Below are 20,230 nucleotides of genomic sequence, written 5' to 3'. Positions count from 1 at the left end.
CGTAATCGCGCGATTGGCGCTTGCCGAAAGGTTAACGACGTGCGCCGGTCCGCGCCGTTCATGACCTCTTTTTGACTGAATATTCTATGCTCGTGCAATTGGCCAGAATGTGTTGCATTGTCGCATCACCCCACTGAATATGGCGTTTGCCGCGCAGCATTCCCGTGGGCTCGCGGCGGCCCTTGGCGTTGAGCTTGTGAACACCTTGTCAAAGGACCCATGCGGCCACGCCGGAATTGGCAATTCTTGTATGAATGCGACAGGCAGCTTGTATGAATGCGACATGTCGATTGCGTGCTCCCCTCGGTGGAGCCTGTTTGGCCAATTGCGCGACAAAAATCGCCTCCGGGATCGAAAAACATCGTTCGGGCCAGTTCCCGCTTTGCTTTTGCAGGATGCAAAAGTGGCACTTTTTGCCATCGGCAAAACGGACCTGTTGAGCGCTGGCAATAGTAAAGAGCATGTTAGGTTTTTGACCTGCTTGCGGCTTTAGGTCCGAAAACCTCTTTGTCCGGATGTGGAACACATTGTTCGCGGGTTGACCGGCGTTGCAGATTCGGCAATTACCGCCCCAAACAAGCTTTTGTTTGAGGAGGTAATTCACGTGAGGAATTCGAAAGGCGCTCTAACTATAGGCGTTTCGGCGATTGCCTTGGCAGTCGCCGTTCCGGCCATTGGCCAGACAGAGCCCGGCATCGACCAGGTAAACACCAATGCGGACATCAACGCCACGCTGACCATCAGTCAGGTGGACAATGACTTCGAATTTGGTGTTACGGATGAGGGGGCTACCGCTACCGCGAATGTCATCTCTGTCCCGACCGGCCAAGTGCTCCAGAGCGCAAATGCCACCGGCACTGCCACCGGTGAAGGCGATGCCAATATCACCCTCTTCAATGAAGGTTCGGTCGCTGTGCAGGCGATCGCCACCGGCACCAACGGTGGGGCAAATGCCGCGATCGATTCCGACGCTGGCCTGCGCCAGACCGGTATCGCGACTTCGGACGCCGATCTGCTGCTGGACAATACCGGCAACCTCGAAATCAACGCGATTGCCAATGCCGCTTCGGGCACTGCCAATGCATATGTCAGCCAGGGTGTAGTCCAGTCTGCGGATGCGGTTGGTAATGCCAATGTGACGCTTGCGAATACGGCAACCGGGGCCTTGGCTGTTTCGGCGCGTGCTAACACCACCGGTGAAGATTCCGCCGCTTACGCGCAAATCAGCGACGGCATTATCATTAACGCTTCTTCGGACGAGGGCGAGGCAAATGCCACGCTCGCCAATGATGGTGCTCTGTCCGTGCTGGCGGAAGCCGATGCCGTGGCAACCGATGGCTCGGCCTATGCTTCTGCGTATCTCGGCAATGGCATCTCTGTTGGGGCCAGTGTTGAGGTTCTTGGTGATGCTGTGGCGACCGTGGCCAACACCTCCACGCTGTCGGTCGCGGTTGACGCCAATGCCGGCGCCACGGAAAGTGGCTGGGGCTATGCTTCCATGCAGAACGGCTTGCTGATCGGTGCTGGTGCCGCTGACGGTTCCGCGACAGCCAGCCTTACCAATTCGGTTGATGGCGTTCTTTCGATTTCCGCCACTGCCGTGGGTGCAGGTGACACCGGACAGGCTTATGCTGACATCGTGCAAGGTGCCTACATGAGTGCGGGCGCTAGCGGCGAGGGTAACACTGCTTCGGTCACTGCGACCAATGACGGTGTGCTGTCGGTGACTGCTTTGGCCGATGCGGATGGCGCGTCGAGCGGGGCAAATGCTCAGGCCCGTGTCGATGGCATCAGCCAGCAGGCCTATGGCTATGCCGGCGCCGATGCCATCTCTTCGGTTGCCAACTCGAATTCGATCGTGGTTTCCGCTACGGCTGATGCTGCGGCCGTTGCTCCGCCCGCCTCTGAGGGGGATGAGCCTACGCCGACCGGAGAGGCCATTGCAGATGTCAATGTTACTGATGGCATCTATGGCTATGCGAGCGCCGTAGACGGCGGCGATGCTACTGCCGCTATCACCAATGATGCTACGATCGACGTCATGGCCAATGCGTCGGCTGCGGGTACGGAAGCGGAAGGCGAGGCTGACCTGTATCGCGGGATCGCTGGTTATGCCAATGTCGGGCTGAGCACGCTGACCGCGTCTGAAGGCGCGCCCGGCATTGCCTCTGTCGTCTTTACCAACAGCGCTACGGGCACGGTGGACGTCGGTGTCGACGTCACCGCTCTGGGGACTGGTACTGCCGATGCCTTGGCGGTCCAGGGTTCGGCCATCTGGCAGGTTGCGCAAGGCAACCAGGGTGGTGATGCGACCGTGCAGGTGGACAATTCCGGCACGATCAACTTGCATTCCGCCGCCTCCGCTGAGGCGACCGATGGTGATGCATATGCCGACAGCAGGCTGTTCAATGGCGTTTTTCAGTCAGCCAATACCAATGGCGGCGGTGATGCTACGGCCGCTGTCGTCAATGGTGGCCTCATCGACGTCCTTTCATCCGCTAACGCAGAAGGTGCCGGTTCCGGCGCGGCGTTTGCCTATGTGGGCCGTGTCGTAGAGCAGAATGCGAATGCATACCCCGCCAGTTCGCTTGAATCGGGCGATGCTTCGGTTTCCTTCGCCAATGCGTCTGAGGGTGTGCTTTCGGTTACTGCCGATGCCAATGCGCTCGCAGGTGGAACCAGTGCCTCCTTCTCCTTCGTCGGAGAGGCCGATGCCTCCGTTCACGTTGTCGACCAGTATGCATTCTCCGTCGACGGCTCTGCTGCGGCTAATGTAACCAATGACGGCGCCATGAGCGTTATGGCCACTGCCGCGGTGACGGCACACAATACCTCTTCTTCCGCGGACTACGCCCGGGGCGAAGCGGATATTGATGTTGTCCGTCAGTATGCGCAGACCGCCAATGGCGGTGACGCTTCGGCCGACTTTGCCAATAATGGCAGCCTGGACGTTGTTGCCAGCGCCGATGCTGTGTCGGACACCATTGCCTTGGGTGAGGCTGACGTCGACCTTGTCGTCGAACAGGATGCCTATGCCAGTAATGGCGGCAACGCCTCGGCAGGCGTCAACAATGCTGGGGCGATCGCCGTAACCGGTGCGACTACCGCTTCCGGTGCCAGCGCCCAGGCTCTGGCTGGAAGTTCGTTCTTCTCTTCGGGTGGCGCGATCATCGATCAGGATGTGTTTGCCTATGGTTCCACCAGTGCTACGACATCGGCCGTTGGTGGTATTGCATCGGCGAACGTGACGAACGCCTCGAGCGGCGTCATCGATGTCAATCTCAGTGCTACTGCCGAAGCCTCTGAGATGGTCGGTGTTGCGATCGCCAATGCTACTCTTGTCGATCAGTACGCATATTCCGAAGCTGGCGACGCTTCCGCAGTGCTGCAGAATGACGGCTCCCTTGCACTTACCGGAAGCGCGACCGCCGATGGTGGCGTGTTTGGCGAGGCCGATGTTGGCCTGACTGGTATTGAGCAGTATGCGTCGGCCCCCGACGGTGCCGCTCTTGCATCGGTGACCAATGCCGGATCGATCAGCGTTACCGGCTCGGCATCGGCTTCGGGTGCCCTCCCGACCGGCACGACCACGATAATGGCCCCGCCTTTCGCGTTTGCCTTCGCGGAAGTCGCTGGCGCATACCAGGATGGCTATGGCGTTGCCGTGGAGTTCACGAACTCCGGTTCGATGACTGTCAGCGGTTCGGCTACGGCCACCCAAGATGAAATCGCCGTGGCCTATGCTTCTGCGCTTGGTGTGGGGCAGGATGTTGGAGAGGACGACCTTTCGGCGACCTTCGTCAATGACGGCTCCTTCAGCGTTTCCGCGGATGCCAGTGCCGTTGCAGGTGAAGGTGATGTTACTGCACGCGCCCAGGGCGTCTACCAGTACAACAGCATCACTTCGGAAGGTTCGAGCACTTTCAGCAATACCGGGGACTTCTCGGTCACTGCGACGGGTACGACGACCTTCGATGATCCGGTTGTCGGCACGAGCGTGTCTGCGCCTCCGGCGCCGGTGGACCTCTACGTCATGGCTGGCGGCTATCATCTTGATGACTACGGCAGCTCGCCCTTCGATGCCTCCAACTCGGGCACGATGGACGTGACTGCGGTTGCATCGGGCGGTGGCGTGGCCCTTGCTCGCGGCATCTCGATCTACGACTCCAACGGTTCGCCTTCGGCTACGGCTGAGGCCGTGCCCAGCCTGAACGGCACGGTGGCGAACAGCGGTACGCTCAACGTTGCAGCCGTCGCGACCGGCGGTACGGCTGATGTCGCTTCCGCCATTGGTGTCCTCGTGGAAAGCTACGAGACCACGGGTACCACGGTCACGAACAGCGGCACGATCAATGTCATGGCCACGACGGTTGACGGTGACTCGTCCGCTACCGGTATCCTGGTCACCGCACCGGGAGTATTGATGGTGCCAGGGCCGGGTCCGGTCTCGATCTTGGCACTCGATCCGGCTGACTCGATGGTCATCAATAATGACGGCGGCACCATCTTCGCCGGCGTTAGCACCGATGGCGGTGCAACGACGACCTGGGGCACTGCGATCGATGTCACTACGGCGCCCGAACCGGTGCAGATCAACCTGACCAATGGCGGGTCGATCTACGGTAACATTCTCCTGTCGGACAATGGTGCCGAAGAGCCTGACACCATCAGCGTCTTCGATGGTGAGACCGCCTTCGACGGTACGGTCAATCCGGGAACCGCTGGTGCCATGATCGGTGTGCTCGAGATTCTCGATGGCGGCACGTTCTACATGCTGACCGATCCGACGAGCCCGAACTACTCGGGTCCGTCGCAGGTCTACGTCGATGACTTCCTCGTCGCGCCCGGCGGTACGCTTGCGATGCAGGTTCCGGCTAGCCCCACGCTGGTTGGTACCTACCCGCAGGTCTTCGCCAACACGGCAGACATTACGGACGCGACCCTGCTGGTCCGTCCGATGTCGGAAAGCGGTCTCTTCGTGGAAATCTACACCGCGCAAGACATCATCGATGCGGAAGACCTGACCGGTACCTTCGGTTCGGTTGCGGTTGACTCGCCCACGCCGTTCCTGGTTGCCTCGGCGACCTACGACAATGCGGACAATGTCGACCTGACGATCCAGCGTCTGGCGTTCAACTCGCTGCCTGGCATGACGGTCAACCAGACTGCCGTGGCTACCGATATCGAGCGGACCTACTCGCCGACCATGACCGGCCCCTATGCCGCCATGGTGGCTGACCTGTTCACGCTCGATGCGGCAGGCTATATCGGCGCGATCGACCAGCTGACTGGTGCTGACTATGCGAGCTACATGCAGAGCCTGCGTAACAACAGCATGCAGGTGAACTCGCTGATCTCCGACCAGATCGATTGTGCGATCTCGATCGAGGGCGTCCAGAAGTGCGGTGAGCGCGACGGCGAAGTCCGTCTGTGGGCACACGGCACCTATAACGACGTCGAGGTCGATACGGACATCAATGCCGCCGGTTACGACGGTAAGGGTCTGAGTCTGCTGGCTGGTGTCGATTATACCTTCGGTCAGTTCACCGTCGGCCTGTTCGGTGGCTATCGCGAGATGGAAACCGAATTCGACCGCTACGGTTCGGAGATCGAAGGTGACGGTTGGCAGATCGGTGGTCTGGCCGCTTATGATACGGGTGACTACTACGTCCGTGCCATCGGCAGCATCTCCGACATGTCGGCCGATGCGATCCGTCAAGTGAACTTTGCCAACACCGTGGGCACGATCACCGCATCGCCCGATGCCGACATCACCTCGCTTTACGGTGAAATCGGTGCCCGCCTGGGCTTCGGTGGCAGCGCATGGTTCACGCCGTTCGTCGCGATCGACTACACCGATGTGAACTACGATGCCTTCGATGAGACCGGCCTGCCGGGCGCCAACCTGGCGCTGGGTGACCAGGGCTTCGATCAGACGGCCCTGCTGGGTGGTATCAAGTTCGCCGGCACCATGGGCAGCATCATTCCGGAAGCGAAGGTCGCGTATCGTTACGACCTCGATGATGAGCCGTTCTCGGTTCTCGCGAGCTTCATCGGTGCACCGGCGGGCAGCAACTTCCGCGTCTATGCTCCGGAAACGGATCGTGGGTCGCTGGTTGCGGGCCTGAGCCTCGCGGCTCTGCTGGGTGAACAGATCACCGGCCGGCTCGGCTATCAGGGTCGTTACAACGACCAGGTTGAGGATCACGCTATCTACGGTAGCCTGACCTACACCTTCGGTGGACGTGAAGCGGCCGCGCCGCCTCCGCCTCCGCCGCCGCCGCCGCCTCCCCCGCCGCCCCCGCCGCCTCCGCCCCCGCCGCCGCCGCCTCCGCAGGCAGTGTGCAACGAGGGTCCGTACATCGTGTTCTTCGACTGGGATCAGTCGGACATCACGCCGGAAGCGGCCACGGTTCTGGACTCGGCGATCACCGCCTACGGTGATTGCGGCTCGGCAGCGATCATGCTGGCAGGCCACGCCGACCGCTCCGGTACGGTGACCTACAATATCGGCCTGTCCGAGCGTCGTAACGAATCGGTCCAGGGTTACCTGACCGAACGTGGTATCCCCCAGGCCCGCATCTCGAGCGAAGCCTTCGGCGAAAGCATGCCCCGCGTGCCGACCGCCGACGGTGTGCGCGAGCTGCAGAACCGCCGCGTGGAAATCACCTACGGCCCCGGCTCCGGCAACTAAGACCGGGCCCAGACCGAAACTGATAAAGGGGAGGAGCAATCCTCCCCTTTATTGCTTTTGATGACCTGAAATTTTTCGCTAATGGATCTGGAATGGCACTGAAGAACAAGACCGAAGCGACCGAGGAAATGATCAAGCGGGTCCAGAAGGGCTCGCAGAAGATGACCGAGCCGCAGGCGCTGGACATGGCCGGCAAGCTGTATGGACGGGGTCAATTTCAGCAGGCCGAACGGGTCTGCCGCCAGATCATCCAGCACAAGCCGTCTCTGGCCGATGCGCACAATATCCTCGGCGTGGTTCTCAACGCCCTGGGCAAGCGCGACGAAGGGATCGCCAGCCTCCGCAAGGCGATCGAACTGTCGCCCCGCAATGCCAATTACCATTCCAATCTCGGCGAAATCCTGCGGATGGGCGGTGACCTGGAGGAAGCGCGCAAGGCGCTTGAGATTTCGCTCAAGCTCAATCCGGACAACCCGCAGGCGCTCAACAACCTTGGCATCGTCCATTACGAGAACAAGGAATATGAGGAGGCGACCGGGCTCTATCGCAAGGCGCTGAAGTTCAATCCCTCTTTTGCCGAAGCTTACAACAATCTCGGCAATGCGCTGCGCCTGATCGATGAGCGTGACGAGGCGCGCAAGGCCTATCAGGAAGCGCTCGCCATCCGCGAGACCTATCCCGAGGCATATAACAACCTTGGCACGCTTTTGCGTGAAGAGCGCAAGGTCGACCAGGCCGAACATGCGATCCGAAAGGCGATCCAGCAGAAGCCGAATTACATCGACGCCTACAACAACCTGGCCACGCTGCTGCATATCGAGGGACAGGATGTTGAAGCTCTGCGGCAGATGACCGAGGCGCTGAAGATCGAACCGCGCAACTCCAAGTCATTGCTACTCACCGCCCGCATCCAGCTCAAGCGCGGTAACCACGAAGCGGTCGAGAAGGCCTGCAAGATGGTGCTGCATGACGATGCGGACAACGCGGAGGCGCGGCACGTGCTCGCCCAGCTGGCCCATGAGCGCGACCATTTCGATGCCGCGGTCAAGCTGATGGAAAGAGCAGTTGAGCTGTCGCCCGAAAATCCCGAACTGCGCAACTTCTATGGTGTCACCCTGAAGTCGGTCGGCCGCCTCGACGAGGCGCGGGACCAATTGCGCAAGGCGATCGAGCTCGAGCCGAACAATTACGGTAGCTATTCCACGCTGAACGATCTCGTCGACTTCTCCGAGGAGAAGGAGCTCTACGAGAAGCTCCAGGAACTGATGAAGGATATCGATCCCGAAACACCCGAACGCAACATCCCGCTTTATTACGCCTATGCCAAGGCGCTGGATGACAACGGCAAGAAGGCCGAGGCGCTGAAATACTACATTTCCGGCGGCAAGATGAAGCGCGAGCAGCTCGCCTATGATGAGGCGGAATCGGCCAAGTTCTTCGACGATATCAAGAAGGCCTTTCCGGCCAAGCTGTTCAAGAACCGCCCCTTTGCCGGTAACGACATCGATCGCCCGGTCTTTATCGTCGGCATGCCGCGTTCAGGCTCCACGCTGGCGGAGCAGATCATCTCGGCCCATCCCGAGGTCCATGGCGCGGGCGAGGTGAAGCATTTCAGCAAGGCCGTGCACCAGCTGCGCGACCGTTTCCCTTCTCTCTCCGCATATCCCGCGATCATGGGTGAGATGGACGAGCGGCAATATGCCTTGCTTGCAGACACTTATCTCAAGGCCATTTCGCAAGGAGCGGGCAATTGCTCGCGGGTGACCGACAAGCTGCTGACGAACTACTTCTTCTGTGGCCTGATCAACATCCTGTATCCCAACGCCAAGATCATCAACACGCGGCGCAACCCGGTGGACACCTGCCTGTCGGCCTTCACCAAGCTGTTCAAGGACGACATGCCGCACAGCTATGATCTCGGCGAGCTGGGCCAATACTACCAGCGCTATGCAGCCCTGATGGACCATTGGCAGAAGGTCCTGCCCAAGGGCGCGATGATGACTGTGCAGTATGAGGACGTTGTTGCCGATACCGAGGCGAAGGCCCGCGAGATCATCGATTTCATCGGGCTGGAATGGGATCCTGCATGTCTGGAATTCCACACTTCGAAACGCCCGGTGAAGACGGCCAGCGTCGCGCAGGTACGTAAGCCGATCTACAAGACGGCCGTCGAACGCTGGCGCAAATATGGCAATGGGCTGAAGCCGCTGATCGATATCGTCGGATAGCGTAACGGTCCTCTGAGACAACAAGGCGGCCGCGCGGAAAGGTATCCTGCGCGGCCGTTTTCTTGTCCGGCTATCTAGCGAGTGCCTTAGCTGCCCACATCGCCGGAAAAGGCGAAGGGCATGCCGCTATCGCGGAAACGCGCAGGCAGCAGCTCGCGCCCGATCGGCGGGGCGGAGCGCGCGACGCAATTCGGCCGGTGGCAGATGCGGCAGGAAATGCCGATAGGCGTCGGCTCTCTGTCGGTCAGGGCATCGCCATAGACCAGTTCGCCCATGCGATCGGCCGAGCAGACCAGCGCAATGGCGCGCATCGCATTGGGCGCACCAAAGGCGCGTGGACCAGCCGTGACCGTACGCACCACCGACAGGAAATGCTCACCGTCGGGCAGGGAGATCAGCTGCGCCTGTGGTTCGCCTGGCGTGGCGAAGACAGTGTGGATGTTCCACAGCGGGCAGCCGCCGGCATGGCGGGCGAAAGGGAAGCCCGCTCCATCGAGCCGCTTGGAGACATTGCCCGCTTGGTCCACGCGGAGGAAGAAGAAGGGTACGCCCTCCGCGCCCGGCTTCTGCAGGGTGGTGAGGCGATGCGCGGCCTGTTCGAAGCTGACCGAGAAGCGCGCAGCGAGGAGCTCCACGTCATAGCGCAACTCGATGGCCGCCTTGCGGAAGGCATCATAAGGCATCAGCAGCGCAGCGGCCCAATAGGCCTGCAGCCCGCGCAGGACCAGCGCCCGCGCATCTTCGCTGGCGAAGCGCCCTTGGTCGAGCAGTGCTTCTATCGCGCCGCCCTGCTCGAGCAAGGCCAGTTGCAGGCCAAGCTGGAAGCGCCTGCCTGAATGATCGAGCCATTCGCCGATTGTGATGCGGCCGCGGTGAAAATCGTACCAGCGCACCGCTCCGGCGAGCAGCTTCGCGTCTGAATAGCGGACCTCCAGCCCGTGCTTTTCCGCGATCCGCGCTTCCATATCGACGAGCGATGCGACCTTGCGCGCCAGTACGCCGGCGCTGTCCTCCAGCGTGGGGAAGAAATTGCGACGCGCGGCCAGGAAGGCGCGCGCTTCTGCCACAGGATCGGCGGGGCCGTCCGTGCTTGCAACGGTACCTTCCGCCGCGCGATCGGCCAGCGCCATCCGCTCTTCGCTGAAGGCGGTGTGCAGGCGGATCATCGCCTCCGCCATACCGGGGAAACTGTTGGCGATATCGGCCTGGTCGAGTGTGGGCAGGTCGATATCGGCAAAGAGAGGGTCATTCATGACACCCTGCAGCCGTGACGCCAGTTCGTCACCGTCGGAGGAGGCAAGATCCGCGATGTCCACGTCATAGGTGGTCGCCAGCTTCATCAGCAGCTCGGCTGTGACGGGCCGCTGGTTGCGCTCCATCAGCGCGATATAGGATGGCGAAATCTCCAGGTCGGCGGCCATATTCGCCTGTGTCAGACCCAATTCGCGCCGCATCGCCTTGAGGCGGGGGCCAAGATAGAGCGCCTTGCGCGCCATGGGAATCTCCCTCGTCAATCGGCGTTCGTGAACCTCCTTACAACATTACAACCAATAATTGTAAAGTTTGACAACATTACACCAGGCGCCATTCCGCGCGCAGGGCTCCGGTGCGAAAAGGTGGGCATCACCCATCTCACTCAATTTTGCACCGGGACACTGCCTGAATGACCTATTTCTCCGAAATCCACCGCCAGACCGCCATCCGCAAGGAACATGGCGGTAACTGGAAAGCTATCGACTCCGAATTTGCCGCGCGCCTGCGTGTGCAGAACCGCTTCGCCACGGGCCTCGACATTGCCCGCTACACCGCGAAGATCATGCGCGCCGACATGGCGGCCTATGATGCGGACCCGGCGGCCTACACCCAGTCGCTCGGTTGCTGGCACGGCTTCATCGGCCAGCAGAAGATGATCAGCATTAAGAAGCATTTCGGCAGCACCAAGAGCCGCTACCTCTACCTCTCAGGCTGGATGATCGCCGCCCTGCGCAGCGAATTCGGGCCGTTGCCTGACCAGTCCATGCATGAGAAGACCAGCGTTCCCGCGCTGATCGAGGAACTCTACACCTTCCTGCGCCAGGCCGATGCGCGCGAGCTGGGTATGCTGTTCCGCGATTTCGACAAGGCCCGCGAGGCTGGCGACGAGCTGGAGGCCCAGCGCATCCAGCAGGCGATCGACAGCCACGAAACGCATGTGGTGCCGATCATTGCCGATATCGATGCCGGTTTCGGCAATGCGGAGGCGACCTACCTCCTCGCCAAGAAGATGATTGAAGCGGGCGCTTGCGCTCTCCAGATCGAGAACCAGGTGTCGGACGAGAAGCAGTGCGGCCACCAGGACGGCAAGGTCACCGTGCCGCATGAGGACTTCCTGCAGAAGATCCGCGCGATCCGCTATGCCTTCCTCGAACTGGGCGTTCCGGAAGGCGTGATCGTTGCGCGCACCGACTCGCTCGGCGCGGGCCTGACCAAGCAGATCGCCTTCTCGAAGGAGCCGGGCGACCTGGGCGACCAGTACAACAGCTTCCTCGATTGCGAGGAAGTGGACGCCTCGCAGATCGGGAATGGCCCGAATGCAAATGGACAGGTGCTTATCACCCGCAACGGCAAGCTGATGCGCCCCAAGCGCCTGCCGTCCAACCTCTACCAGTTCCGCAGCGGAACGGGCGAGGATCGGTGTGTGCTCGACTGCATCACATCGCTGCAGAACGGCGCCGACCTGCTGTGGATCGAAACCGAAAAGCCGCATATCGAACAGATCGCCGGCATGGTCGATCGCATCCGCGAAGTCGTTCCCAATGCCAAGCTGGTTTACAACAACTCGCCCAGTTTCAACTGGACGCTGAACTTCCGCCAGCAGGTCTTCGATGCCTGGGAAGCCGAAGGCCGCGACCTGTCGGCATACGACCGGGCGAAGCTGATGAGTGCCGATTATGACGGCAGCGAGCTGGCCGATGTGGCGGATGAGAAGATCCGCACCTTCCAGCGCGATGCCGCGGCCCGCGCCGGCATCTTCCACCACCTGATCACGCTGCCGACCTATCACACGGCCGCGCTCAGCACCGACAATCTCGCCCGCGAATATTTCGGCGAGCAGGGCATGCTGGGTTACGTCAAGAACGTCCAGCGCCGCGAGATCCGCGAAGGCATCGCCTGCGTGAAGCACCAGAACATGGCCGGTTCCGATATCGGCGATGATCACAAGGACGCCTTTGCCGGTGAAGCCGCGCTGAAGGCCGGTGGTGCCGACAACACCATGAATCAATTCGCCGCATAATAATTAGAATTGCAACTATTCACAGGAGAAGTATCATGTCCGAACCAAGGAGTGCTCGTCCGGTTTTCTCGACCGAGGATTTCCGTCTGGTCCGGCGCGCGGTGGCCGATTTCATCCGCATGCATCAGGACGATCCGGAGGCGAGCAAATATGTCAGCCTGCACCACCGCCTGGGCCGGTTGGGGTAAACAATGGCCAGCCTGCCCACGGAGGATGAGACGGCGATGACCGGCGATGCGATGATCGAACGAAAGGGTCTCCAAATCGCCGCGAGCCTTGCCGCGCTGGTGGAGGATGACATCCTCCCCGGCACCGGCATCGCGCCCGATCACTTCTGGGGCGGGCTGGCCAGGCTGGCTGCACGCTTCACCGGGCGCAACCGCGAGCTGCTTGCCGAACGCGAGCGCTTGCAGGCTGAGATCGATAGCTGGTTCGCCGCGCAAGCCCGGGGAACGCAAATGCCCGAAAGCGTGCTGCGCGATATCGGTTACCTGGTCGATGAGCCGGCACCTTTCACCATCGGCACCAGCAATGCCGATGCGGAAATCGCCACGATGTTCGGCCCGCAGCTGGTGGTGCCCGTGCTCAATGCGCGCTTCCTGCTCAATGCCGCCAATGCGCGCTGGGGCAGCCTCTATGATGCGCTCTACGGCACCGATGCGCTGGACGGCTCGCAGCCGCCAGCCGGGCCGCTCGATTCCGCCCGCGCTGCCAAGGTCGTTGCCTGGGGCCGCGACTTCCTCGACGAGGTGGCTCCGCTCGCCGATGGCAGCTGGCACAGCTGGCAGGGCGGCATGCCGGTGCTCGCCGATACCTCGCAGCCGGTCGGCTGGGCGGGGGACAATATCCTCCTGCGGCACAATGGCCTGCATATCGAGATCCTCGTGGATCGCGCGCATCCGGTGGGGCGCACCGATCCGGCGGGGGTAGCCGATATCCTGCTCGAAGCCGCGCTGACGACCATCGTCGATTTCGAGGATTCGGTTGCCGCTGTCGATGCCGAGGACAAGGTCGCGGCCTATCGCAACTGGCTTGGCCTGATGCGGGGCGACCTGCAGGCGAGCTTCATCAAGGGCGGGCACGAGATGACCCGCGCGCTGGAAGAGGACCGCATTTACAGCGGGCGCGACGGGCAGGAACTTGTCCTGCCTGGCCGTAGCGTGCTGCTGGTGCGCAATGTCGGCCACCTGATGACCAATCCCGCGATCCGGCTGCCCGATGGCAGCGAGATTCCCGAAGGCATCATGGATGCGGCAATCACATCCGCAATCGCTTTGCACGACCTCAGGGGCATCGGCCGCTTCAGGAACAGCCGCGCGGGCTCGGTCTATATCGTGAAGCCCAAGATGCACGGCCCCGCCGAATGCGCTTTCACCAACGATCTGTTCGATGCCGTGGAGGATATGCTCGGCCTCGCGCGTCACACGATCAAGGTGGGCGTGATGGACGAGGAGCGGCGCACCAGCGCCAACCTTGCCGCCTGCATCCACGCCGTGAAGGACCGCATCTTCTTCATCAATACCGGCTTCCTCGACCGTACGGGGGACGAGATCCATACGGCGATGGAAGCAGGCCCGGTGCTGCGCAAGGGCGATATCAAGCAGACCGGCTGGATCGCCGCCTATGAGGATCGCAACGTCCAGATCGGTCTCGCCTGCGGCTTTGCCGGGCGCGCGCAGATCGGCAAGGGCATGTGGCCCGCGCCCGACCGGATGCAGCAGATGCTCACCGAGAAGATCGGCCATCCGATGAGTGCGGCAAGCACCGCCTGGGTCCCGTCACCCACCGCCGCCGTGCTCCATGCGACGCATTACCACCGCTGCGACGTGGCGGAACGCCAGCGTTTGCGCGCGGCAGAGCCGGTCGAGGGCCTCGACCGGCTGCTCACCGCGCCGCTTGCACCCGCCGCCGACTGGAGCGCGGAAGATATCCGCGCCGAGGTCGACAACAATGTGCAGGGCCTGCTCGGCTATGTGGTGCGCTGGATCGATATGGGTGTGGGCTGTTCCAAGGTTCCCGATATCAGCGATGTCGGCCTGATGGAGGATCGCGCGACCTTGCGCATCTCCAGCCAGCACCTCGCCAACTGGCTACGTCATGGCGTCATTGATGAAAGCATGCTTGACGCCGCTCTGGAGCGGATGGCGAAAGTGGTCGACGCGCAGAATGCGGGCGATCCGTCATATCGCCCGATGGCAGGGCGCAATGATCCATGCCTGCCGCTGGAGGCTGCGCGCGCGCTGGTGGTGGAAGGGACGAAGCAGCCGAGCGGCTATACCGAACCGCTGCTCCATGCCTTCCGCCAGCGCGCCAAGCTCAGTAGCCGAGGATAGCCTTGGTCTCGAGGTAATCCTCGAGGCCATAGACCCCGTATTCGCGGCCATTGCCCGACTGCTTGTAGCCGCCAAAGGGGGCGAAGCCGCTCCATGCCGGATAGTTGATATGTACCTGCCCGGCGCGGATGCGCCCAGCCACGCGGCGCGCGGCCTCCTGGTCTGCCGACTGGACGTGGCTTGAGAGGCCATAGACAGTGTCATTGGCGATGCGGATCGCGTCTTCCTCATCCTTGTAGGGCATGATGCAGAGGACGGGGCCGAAGATCTCCTCCTGCGCGATGCGCATGTCCGGGGTTACTTCGGAGAAGACGGTCGGCTTGACGAAATAGCCTGCGTTGAGCCCGTTCGGACGGCCCGTGCCGCCGCAGACCAGCTTCGCGCCGCCATCGATGCCCGCCTGGATCAGGTCCTGCACCTTGGCGAATTGCGGGCCGTTGGCGAGCGGGCCGAGCACAGCCTTCTCGTCCAGCGGGTTGGCAACCACGACGCCCTCTGCCGCTTCCGCCGCCAGCAGCTCGACATCGGCGAGCCGGTCGGCGGGAACCAGCATGCGCGTGGGCGCCGCGCAGGACTGGCCGCAATTGCGCATCGCGCCGAGCACGCCCTTGCCGACCGCTTCTTCGAAATTCGCATCGGGCAGGAAGATATTGGGCGACTTGCCGCCCAGTTCCTGTACCACGCGCTTGACCGTGGGCGCGGCGGCCTTCGCCACGAGCACGCCCGCGCGGGTGGAGCCGGTGAAGCTCACCATCTCGACATCCTTGTGCGCGGACATCGCCTCGCCCACTTCCTCGCCCGTGCCGTGCACCAGGTTGAACACGCCTGCGGGCGTTCCCGCGTCATGCATCACCTGCGCGAAAAGCTGCGCGGTGAAGGGCGACATCTCACTCGGCTTCAGCACCACGGTGCAGCCCGCGGCGATGGCGGGCGCGACCTTGGCGGTAATCTGGTAGAGCGGCCAGTTCCACGGGGTGATCATGGCGACCACGCCGATCGGCTCTTTGCGCACGGTGATGCCATTGACCTCGCTCCGGAAGGCGAAGTCCTCCAGCACCTTGATGGCGACGCGCACATGCTCGATGCCGAAATAGACCTGGCCCGCGCGGGCAAAGCTGATCGCCGCGCCCATTTCCTTGACCACGGATTGCGCGAATTCCTCTGCGCGCTCCTCCAGCAAGTCCCGGATACGCTTCAGCAGCGCGAGCCGCTCTTCCACCGGTGAATAGCCGAAGCCGTCAAAAGCGCGCCGGGCGGCGGCGACCGCGAGATCGACATCGGCAGAGGTCCCGGCGGCGATCTGGCCAAAGACCTGTTCGCTCGCTGGATCGATGACGTCGATCAGCTTTGCGTCGGGCCGGTCGGTCCATGCGCCGTCGATGTAGAAACGCGTGTCTTTTTGCACTGGCTGAAGTCCTCTCCTTATGTGCCGCCATACCTGCGGATGGGGAGCCACGCGGTCAAGGTCGCTTCGTCGATAATCATGGGCCATTGCCCGATGGCGGGGGGCGGTGTTAGCTTCCCCGCCAGAGGCCGAAAATGGCCCAGCCTCTTGGGAGAGGGACACTATGGCATACCAGACCCGCACGGGTTCGCTCGACGCTTACGAAAAGGGCGTGATCGAGCTCGACGACGACCTCAGGAAATACGCCTTTTCCAATATCTTCGAGGTGGCCAACGCCTCGCAGCCCTTCGAGCGTGTGGCGGTGGTGCAGAACCTCGAATACACCGCCGAAGTGGTACGCAGCGAAGGCGAATCCGGCTGGTACGCCGCCCCGCATGACGAATTCGCCATTGTGATGGACGGGGAGATCACCTTCCATTTCGTGAAGCTGGAGGATGACCAGGTCCCCTCGCACGAAGGCGGCGCGGTACGGCTGGGTGCCAAGCCCAATGGGCCGAACATGGGCCGGGTAACCGCGCGGCGCGGACACCAGGTGCTGCTGCCCAAGGGCGCGGCCTACCAGATCACTTCCGCCAGCCCGGCGGTCGCCATCCTGCAGACCTGCGACGGGCCGGAAACGGTGAAGCGGTGGTCCGAAATCTGCGTGACGGGAAAGGAGAAGGCGTGATGAGCAATGTCCTTGAAGCGAAGGTCGCCAAGGTCGGGACCGATGAGGTCACCGGCTATTCCAGCTACCAGCTGGGCAGCTTCACTTTCCGCCGCGACGAATATTTCGCCCATGTGAGCTGGCCCAAGGGCAGCCATATCATGGAGGTGGACCGCTTCCTGCGCGCGATGGTGCGCGATATCGGCTGGGGCTTCTTCTACGGCTGGATCTTCTTCGACGATATCTTCGGCACCACCAACCATTACGGCACGGTCGATATCTTCGCCGGCTCCTACGACCGGGGCTGCAAGGAAGCGGGGATCGACTTCCTCGAGACCTTCAAGGCGGAAGCCGTCTCCGAGGCCTTCGAGACGATCAGCCGCGACTGGATCAGCGAGGGCTATGACCCGCTCAACGCGCCGCTCGAAACCGGCACGCCGATCGGGCCCAAGGGCAAGGAGCGGACCGACCCGCTGCTGCGGGCCTTCATCGCGGCGGAGCGCATGCTCGGCCTGGAAGGCGATACGCCGCTGCGGTCAGAAGGGGCGGGGCAGGGCATCAATCGCGCCTTCGCCGATCTGGAAATGAGTGAGCCGGATATCGAATGCGAACCGGGCTTCGAAGGCCAGCTGCATGCGATCAACCTGTTCGACCATATCGCCCGCTCGGACGTCACCTGGAACCCGTCCATCAGCGCGGTGACGCGCGCGAATATCTGCTGCGTCACCAGTGAAGAGCACATGCTGCCGGTGATCCACGGCAATGACCGTAACGAGTGGTTCATCCAGCTCACCGACGAGATCCACTGGAATATCGCCGACAAGGAAAGCGGCGCGCCGCGCGGTCGCGTGGTGATGAAGGCGGGGGACGTCTGCGCCATGCCTGCCGATATTCGCCACCAGGGCTTCTCGCCCAAACGGTCCATGCTGATGGTGATGGAGAACGGCACGCCCGACCTCGAGAAGCGCTATGCCAGCGGAGAGCTGAAGCCCTATCCGGTCGATTTCGGCTGACCGAACGCGCGAGTCCCGATCCGGATGATGGCAGCCTGTTCGTCGAAGTGACGGCAGTTGGCCTCGATGGCACCACCGGCCTGCCCGAAACGCTGACCCTGTCCGATTGCCGCGATGCTGGCAGAAAGGCACGGGCTGGAGCTGGAATTGCTCCCGCGCGGATCTCCCGGCACTTCGATCGCGCTAGTCATCGGGCGCCGCAAACCTGTTACAATTGAGCATATTGATTAACTTGCATTGGCAGGCTTGCGCTGGCGATATGCTTCGCGGCAAATTGAGAAGAAGGTACAACACTCTTGAGCACCGCAGGCGAGCAGACCCGTGCCAGGCTTCTGGCAGCAGCGGAAAGCATACTCGTCCGGCACGGTATGACCGCGCTGTCGGTGCGCAAGGTGGGAGAAGTAGCCGGTCTCAACCCCACGCTGGTCACCTATCATTTCGGCAGTATCGGCAGGTTGCTCGAAGAGCTGTGCCAGAGCAATCTCGACATCCTGCAATCGGGCTGGGACGGCTTGGAAGAGCAGGACAATCTCGACGACATCCTGCGGACCTGGCTGGAGCCCATGTTCCTGCCGGCCGCCTTCACCTCAGAAGGTCGTGCGCTACTGGTACTCGATGAGATCGGCGCACATGGTGAAGGGGCGTTGCGGCAGATTGTGCTCGATACCACTCTCGCTCTCGCCCACCGACTGGTTGCCCTGGTGAAGCCCTATTGCCCTCATCTGGAGGAGGTCGAAGTGATCGCGCGCCTGCGCCTGATCGCCGGGGCAGTCCTCGGCCCTCCGCCTCGGAATCGTGGCGAGCCGCTGATGCAGGATGGCACATCGCTGGTGGACATGCGCTTCGTCCTGCCCTTCGCCCGCGCCGCGCTGGGGTGCTGACCGGCTGAGCCAGCGAGTGGTTGCGTAAACGGCTTGGTAGCGCAATCTATTCGTCAGTCAGCAGGATTGCCGGGGATAAGGAGTACATGTGAACATTCCGGCGCCGCCTCCCGATGCCCGACCCGATGTTCCTGGCTATCGTATAGAGCGACAGCTTGGCAGCGGGGCGAATGCGGCTGTGTTTCTTGCTCTGGACAGGCAGCAGCAGGTCGCAGTCAAGATCGTGCGGCCGAGGATTGCGGACAAGCACCTCCATGATCGCCTGCGCGATGAAGTCGCCGTGCTGCGCCGGCTGCAACATCCCGCGATCATTCGCCTTGTCGACAGTGTGGAACTGGCCGACGGCCAGCCTGCCGCGATCCTCGAATATGTCGGCGAAACCGACTTGCGCAGCTGGCTGAAGCGCGAGCGGCCCGGCCTCAAACGGCGCCTGCGGCTATTCGCGCAAATCGCCGATGCGCTCTCCCACGCCCATGCGCGCGGGGTGCAGCATGGCGACCTTGCGGCGAGCAATATTCTCGTCGACGGGGACGACCGTGTGACCGTGATCGATTTCAGCCTCTCGCGCGCCTTGAGGCCCGGACACGACATTCCGCGGGCGGACATCTTCGCGCTTGGCGGCATGCTGGACTTGCTGGAGCAGGACGCTGGCAAGCCGGAGCTTCGCGCCATTATCGAGCGGGCAAGGTCAGGCGGCGAGGGACTTGAATTCACGAGGATCGAGGCGCTGGCGCAGGAAGTCCTGCGCTTCCGCAAGGGCAAGCCGGTGGATAGCTATTCCACGCGTTTCTTCTATCGCCTGCGCAAGCATCTCTGGCGCCTCAAATGGTGGCTTCTGGGGCTGGCGGCTTTGGTTTTTGCAAGCGAGGGGCTGGCGCTGCTGGAGGCCCTCAGTCCAGCGCCCGAGACGCCAGTATCAGCGCGCCGGTGATCCCGGCATCGTCGCCCAGCTGCGGCAAGCAGATTATGCCGGTGAGGTCGCGATCATAGGCGGGGATGTAGCCCGCCAGCTTCTCGCGGGTGAGGCGGCGTATCGCCTCGATCAAGCCCCGCGCCTTGCTCACGCCGCCACCGAAGATCATCACTTCGGGCATATGCGTGAGCGCCAAGGTCATCGCATATTCGGCGAGGTAGGAGGCGACGAGTTCCACCTCCTCCACGCTCGCGCTCGACAGGTTGTGTCCCCAGCGCGCGGCAATGGCGGGGCCGCTGGCGAGGCCTTCGAGGCAGTCGCCGTGATAGGGGCAATGACCCGGCCAGTCGTCGCCTGTGGGGCGGGCAGGGCGGATATGGCCGGCTTCGAGATGACCGATGCCGCCCAGCGTGCGGCCATCGCTGATCACGCCTGCGCCGATGCCGGTGCCGACAGTCGTGTAGGCCACGCAGCTCTTGCCTGCTCCTGCGCCGGCCTTCCATTCGCCCAGCGCGGCGCCGTTCACGTCGCTGTCAATGGTGACGGGCACATTCAGTGGAGCGAGCGCCTCGCGCCATGAAAAGCCGCTCCAGCCCGGCTTGGGCGTGGTCGTGATCGTGCCATAGGCTGGCGAGGCGGGATTGGTGTCGAGCGGGCCGAAGCTGGCGACGCCGAGGGCCGAGATCGCGCCTTGTGCCGCGAACCAGTCCCGAATGTCCGCCAGTGTCTCCGCTGGATCGCGCGTGGCAATGCGCTGGCGGGCGAGGATCGTCCCGTCCTTCCCCGCCAGCGCCAGGATCATTTTGGTGCCGCCCGCCTCGATGGCACCGATCAGCATCGCTC

14 protein-coding genes are annotated in these 20,230 nt (G+C 62.4%); 9 read left to right on the top strand and 5 right to left on the bottom strand.

The window, feature by feature from the left end; translation table 11 throughout:
- Positions 1-208: 208 nt before the first annotated feature.
- Positions 209-604, bottom strand: a complete 396-nt coding sequence (locus E5222_RS10625) for a hypothetical protein (protein ID WP_136693715.1) — start codon at positions 602-604, stop codon at positions 209-211.
- Positions 605-1,498: 894 nt separating this feature from the next.
- Here E5222_RS10625 and E5222_RS16880 point away from each other — a divergent pair.
- Positions 1,499-6,694 (top strand): autotransporter domain-containing protein, encoded by a 5,196-nt coding sequence (locus E5222_RS16880; protein WP_342773179.1) that lies wholly within the window; start codon positions 1,499-1,501, stop codon positions 6,692-6,694.
- 92 nt (positions 6,695-6,786) lie between these two features.
- Complete coding sequence (locus E5222_RS10615) at positions 6,787-8,922, top strand: tetratricopeptide repeat-containing sulfotransferase family protein (RefSeq protein WP_136693713.1); 2,136 nt, start codon at positions 6,787-6,789, stop codon at positions 8,920-8,922.
- A gap of 86 nt (positions 8,923-9,008) precedes the next feature.
- On the opposite strand, the gene E5222_RS10610 is transcribed toward E5222_RS10615, so the two are convergent.
- The gene (locus tag E5222_RS10610) at positions 9,009-10,418 is read right to left on the bottom strand and encodes a helix-turn-helix domain-containing protein (protein WP_136693712.1); all 1,410 of its coding nucleotides are present in this window, start codon (positions 10,416-10,418) and stop codon (positions 9,009-9,011) included.
- A gap of 167 nt (positions 10,419-10,585) precedes the next feature.
- Here E5222_RS10610 and E5222_RS10605 point away from each other — a divergent pair, with 167 nt between their 5' ends.
- The 3 genes from E5222_RS10605 to E5222_RS10600 are packed head-to-tail and all read left to right on the top strand — an operon-like array spanning position 10,586 to position 14,529.
- Positions 10,586-12,196: an isocitrate lyase gene (locus E5222_RS10605; RefSeq protein ID WP_136693711.1), complete on the top strand. Its 1,611-nt coding sequence runs from the start codon at positions 10,586-10,588 to the stop codon at positions 12,194-12,196.
- 35 nt (positions 12,197-12,231) lie between these two features.
- Entirely contained in the window at positions 12,232-12,384 is a 153-nt protein-coding gene (locus tag E5222_RS16545) for a hypothetical protein (protein WP_169053555.1), read from the top strand.
- Between the two features lie 3 nt (positions 12,385-12,387).
- Entirely contained in the window at positions 12,388-14,529 is a 2,142-nt protein-coding gene (locus E5222_RS10600) for a malate synthase G (protein WP_425456246.1), read from the top strand.
- Here the strand turns inward: E5222_RS10600 and E5222_RS10595 are convergent.
- On the bottom strand, positions 14,513-15,934 hold the full coding sequence (locus E5222_RS10595; RefSeq protein WP_246021681.1) for an aldehyde dehydrogenase family protein: 1,422 nt from the start codon (positions 15,932-15,934) through the stop codon (positions 14,513-14,515). The genes E5222_RS10600 and E5222_RS10595 overlap by 17 nt on opposite strands.
- A 163-nt stretch (positions 15,935-16,097) precedes the next feature.
- Between E5222_RS10595 and E5222_RS10590 the strand changes: the two genes are divergently transcribed.
- Positions 16,098-16,601: a cupin domain-containing protein gene (locus tag E5222_RS10590; protein ID WP_136693709.1), complete on the top strand. Its 504-nt coding sequence runs from the start codon at positions 16,098-16,100 to the stop codon at positions 16,599-16,601.
- Complete coding sequence (locus E5222_RS10585; protein WP_136693708.1) at positions 16,601-17,593, top strand: hydroxyquinol 1,2-dioxygenase; 993 nt, start codon at positions 16,601-16,603, stop codon at positions 17,591-17,593. Before E5222_RS10590 ends, E5222_RS10585 begins: the two co-directional genes overlap by 1 nt.
- On the opposite strand, the gene E5222_RS10580 is transcribed toward E5222_RS10585, so the two are convergent.
- Positions 17,572-17,784 carry a hypothetical protein gene (locus tag E5222_RS10580; RefSeq protein ID WP_136693707.1) on the bottom strand — a complete coding sequence of 71 codons (213 nt, stop codon included), beginning with the start codon at positions 17,782-17,784 and terminating at the stop codon, positions 17,572-17,574. The two genes, E5222_RS10585 and E5222_RS10580, sit on opposite strands and share 22 nt — an antisense overlap.
- Positions 17,785-17,889: 105 nt before the next feature.
- Here E5222_RS10580 and E5222_RS10575 point away from each other — a divergent pair, with 105 nt between their 5' ends.
- Both E5222_RS10575 and E5222_RS10570 read left to right on the top strand, forming a co-directional pair.
- Positions 17,890-18,474: a TetR/AcrR family transcriptional regulator gene (locus E5222_RS10575; RefSeq protein WP_136693706.1), complete on the top strand. Its 585-nt coding sequence runs from the start codon at positions 17,890-17,892 to the stop codon at positions 18,472-18,474.
- 88 nt (positions 18,475-18,562) lie between these two features.
- On the top strand, positions 18,563-19,405 hold the full coding sequence (locus E5222_RS10570) for a protein kinase domain-containing protein (RefSeq protein WP_136693705.1): 843 nt from the start codon (positions 18,563-18,565) through the stop codon (positions 19,403-19,405).
- Here E5222_RS10570 and E5222_RS10565 read toward each other — a convergent pair.
- On the bottom strand, positions 19,365-20,225 hold the full coding sequence (locus E5222_RS10565; RefSeq protein ID WP_246021677.1) for an ROK family protein: 861 nt from the start codon (positions 20,223-20,225) through the stop codon (positions 19,365-19,367). The two genes, E5222_RS10570 and E5222_RS10565, sit on opposite strands and share 41 nt — an antisense overlap.
- Between the last annotated feature and the right edge of the window lie 5 nt (positions 20,226-20,230).

The organism is Alteraurantiacibacter aquimixticola (assembly GCF_004965515.1).
Lineage (GTDB): Bacteria > Pseudomonadota > Alphaproteobacteria > Sphingomonadales > Sphingomonadaceae > Alteraurantiacibacter > Alteraurantiacibacter aquimixticola.
This window is presented reverse-complemented; position numbering and strand designations above follow the sequence as displayed.

Coding starts and splice junctions, on each gene's coding strand:
- E5222_RS10610 (WP_136693712.1), bottom strand. CDS start 10,418: ATGGCGCGCAAGGCGCTCTATCTTGGCCCCCGCCTCAAGGCGATGCGG.
- E5222_RS16545 (WP_169053555.1), top strand. CDS start 12,232: ATGTCCGAACCAAGGAGTGCTCGTCCGGTTTTCTCGACCGAGGATTTC.
- E5222_RS10565 (WP_246021677.1), bottom strand. CDS start 20,225: ATGCTGATCGGTGCCATCGAGGCGGGCGGCACCAAAATGATCCTGGCG.
- E5222_RS10590 (WP_136693709.1), top strand. CDS start 16,098: ATGGCATACCAGACCCGCACGGGTTCGCTCGACGCTTACGAAAAGGGC.
- E5222_RS16880 (WP_342773179.1), top strand. CDS start 1,499: ATGCAGAACGGCTTGCTGATCGGTGCTGGTGCCGCTGACGGTTCCGCG.
- E5222_RS10615 (WP_136693713.1), top strand. CDS start 6,787: ATGGCACTGAAGAACAAGACCGAAGCGACCGAGGAAATGATCAAGCGG.
- E5222_RS10605 (WP_136693711.1), top strand. CDS start 10,586: ATGACCTATTTCTCCGAAATCCACCGCCAGACCGCCATCCGCAAGGAA.
- E5222_RS10580 (WP_136693707.1), bottom strand. CDS start 17,784: ATGACTAGCGCGATCGAAGTGCCGGGAGATCCGCGCGGGAGCAATTCC.
- E5222_RS10600 (WP_425456246.1), top strand. CDS start 12,388: ATGGCCAGCCTGCCCACGGAGGATGAGACGGCGATGACCGGCGATGCG.
- E5222_RS10585 (WP_136693708.1), top strand. CDS start 16,601: ATGAGCAATGTCCTTGAAGCGAAGGTCGCCAAGGTCGGGACCGATGAG.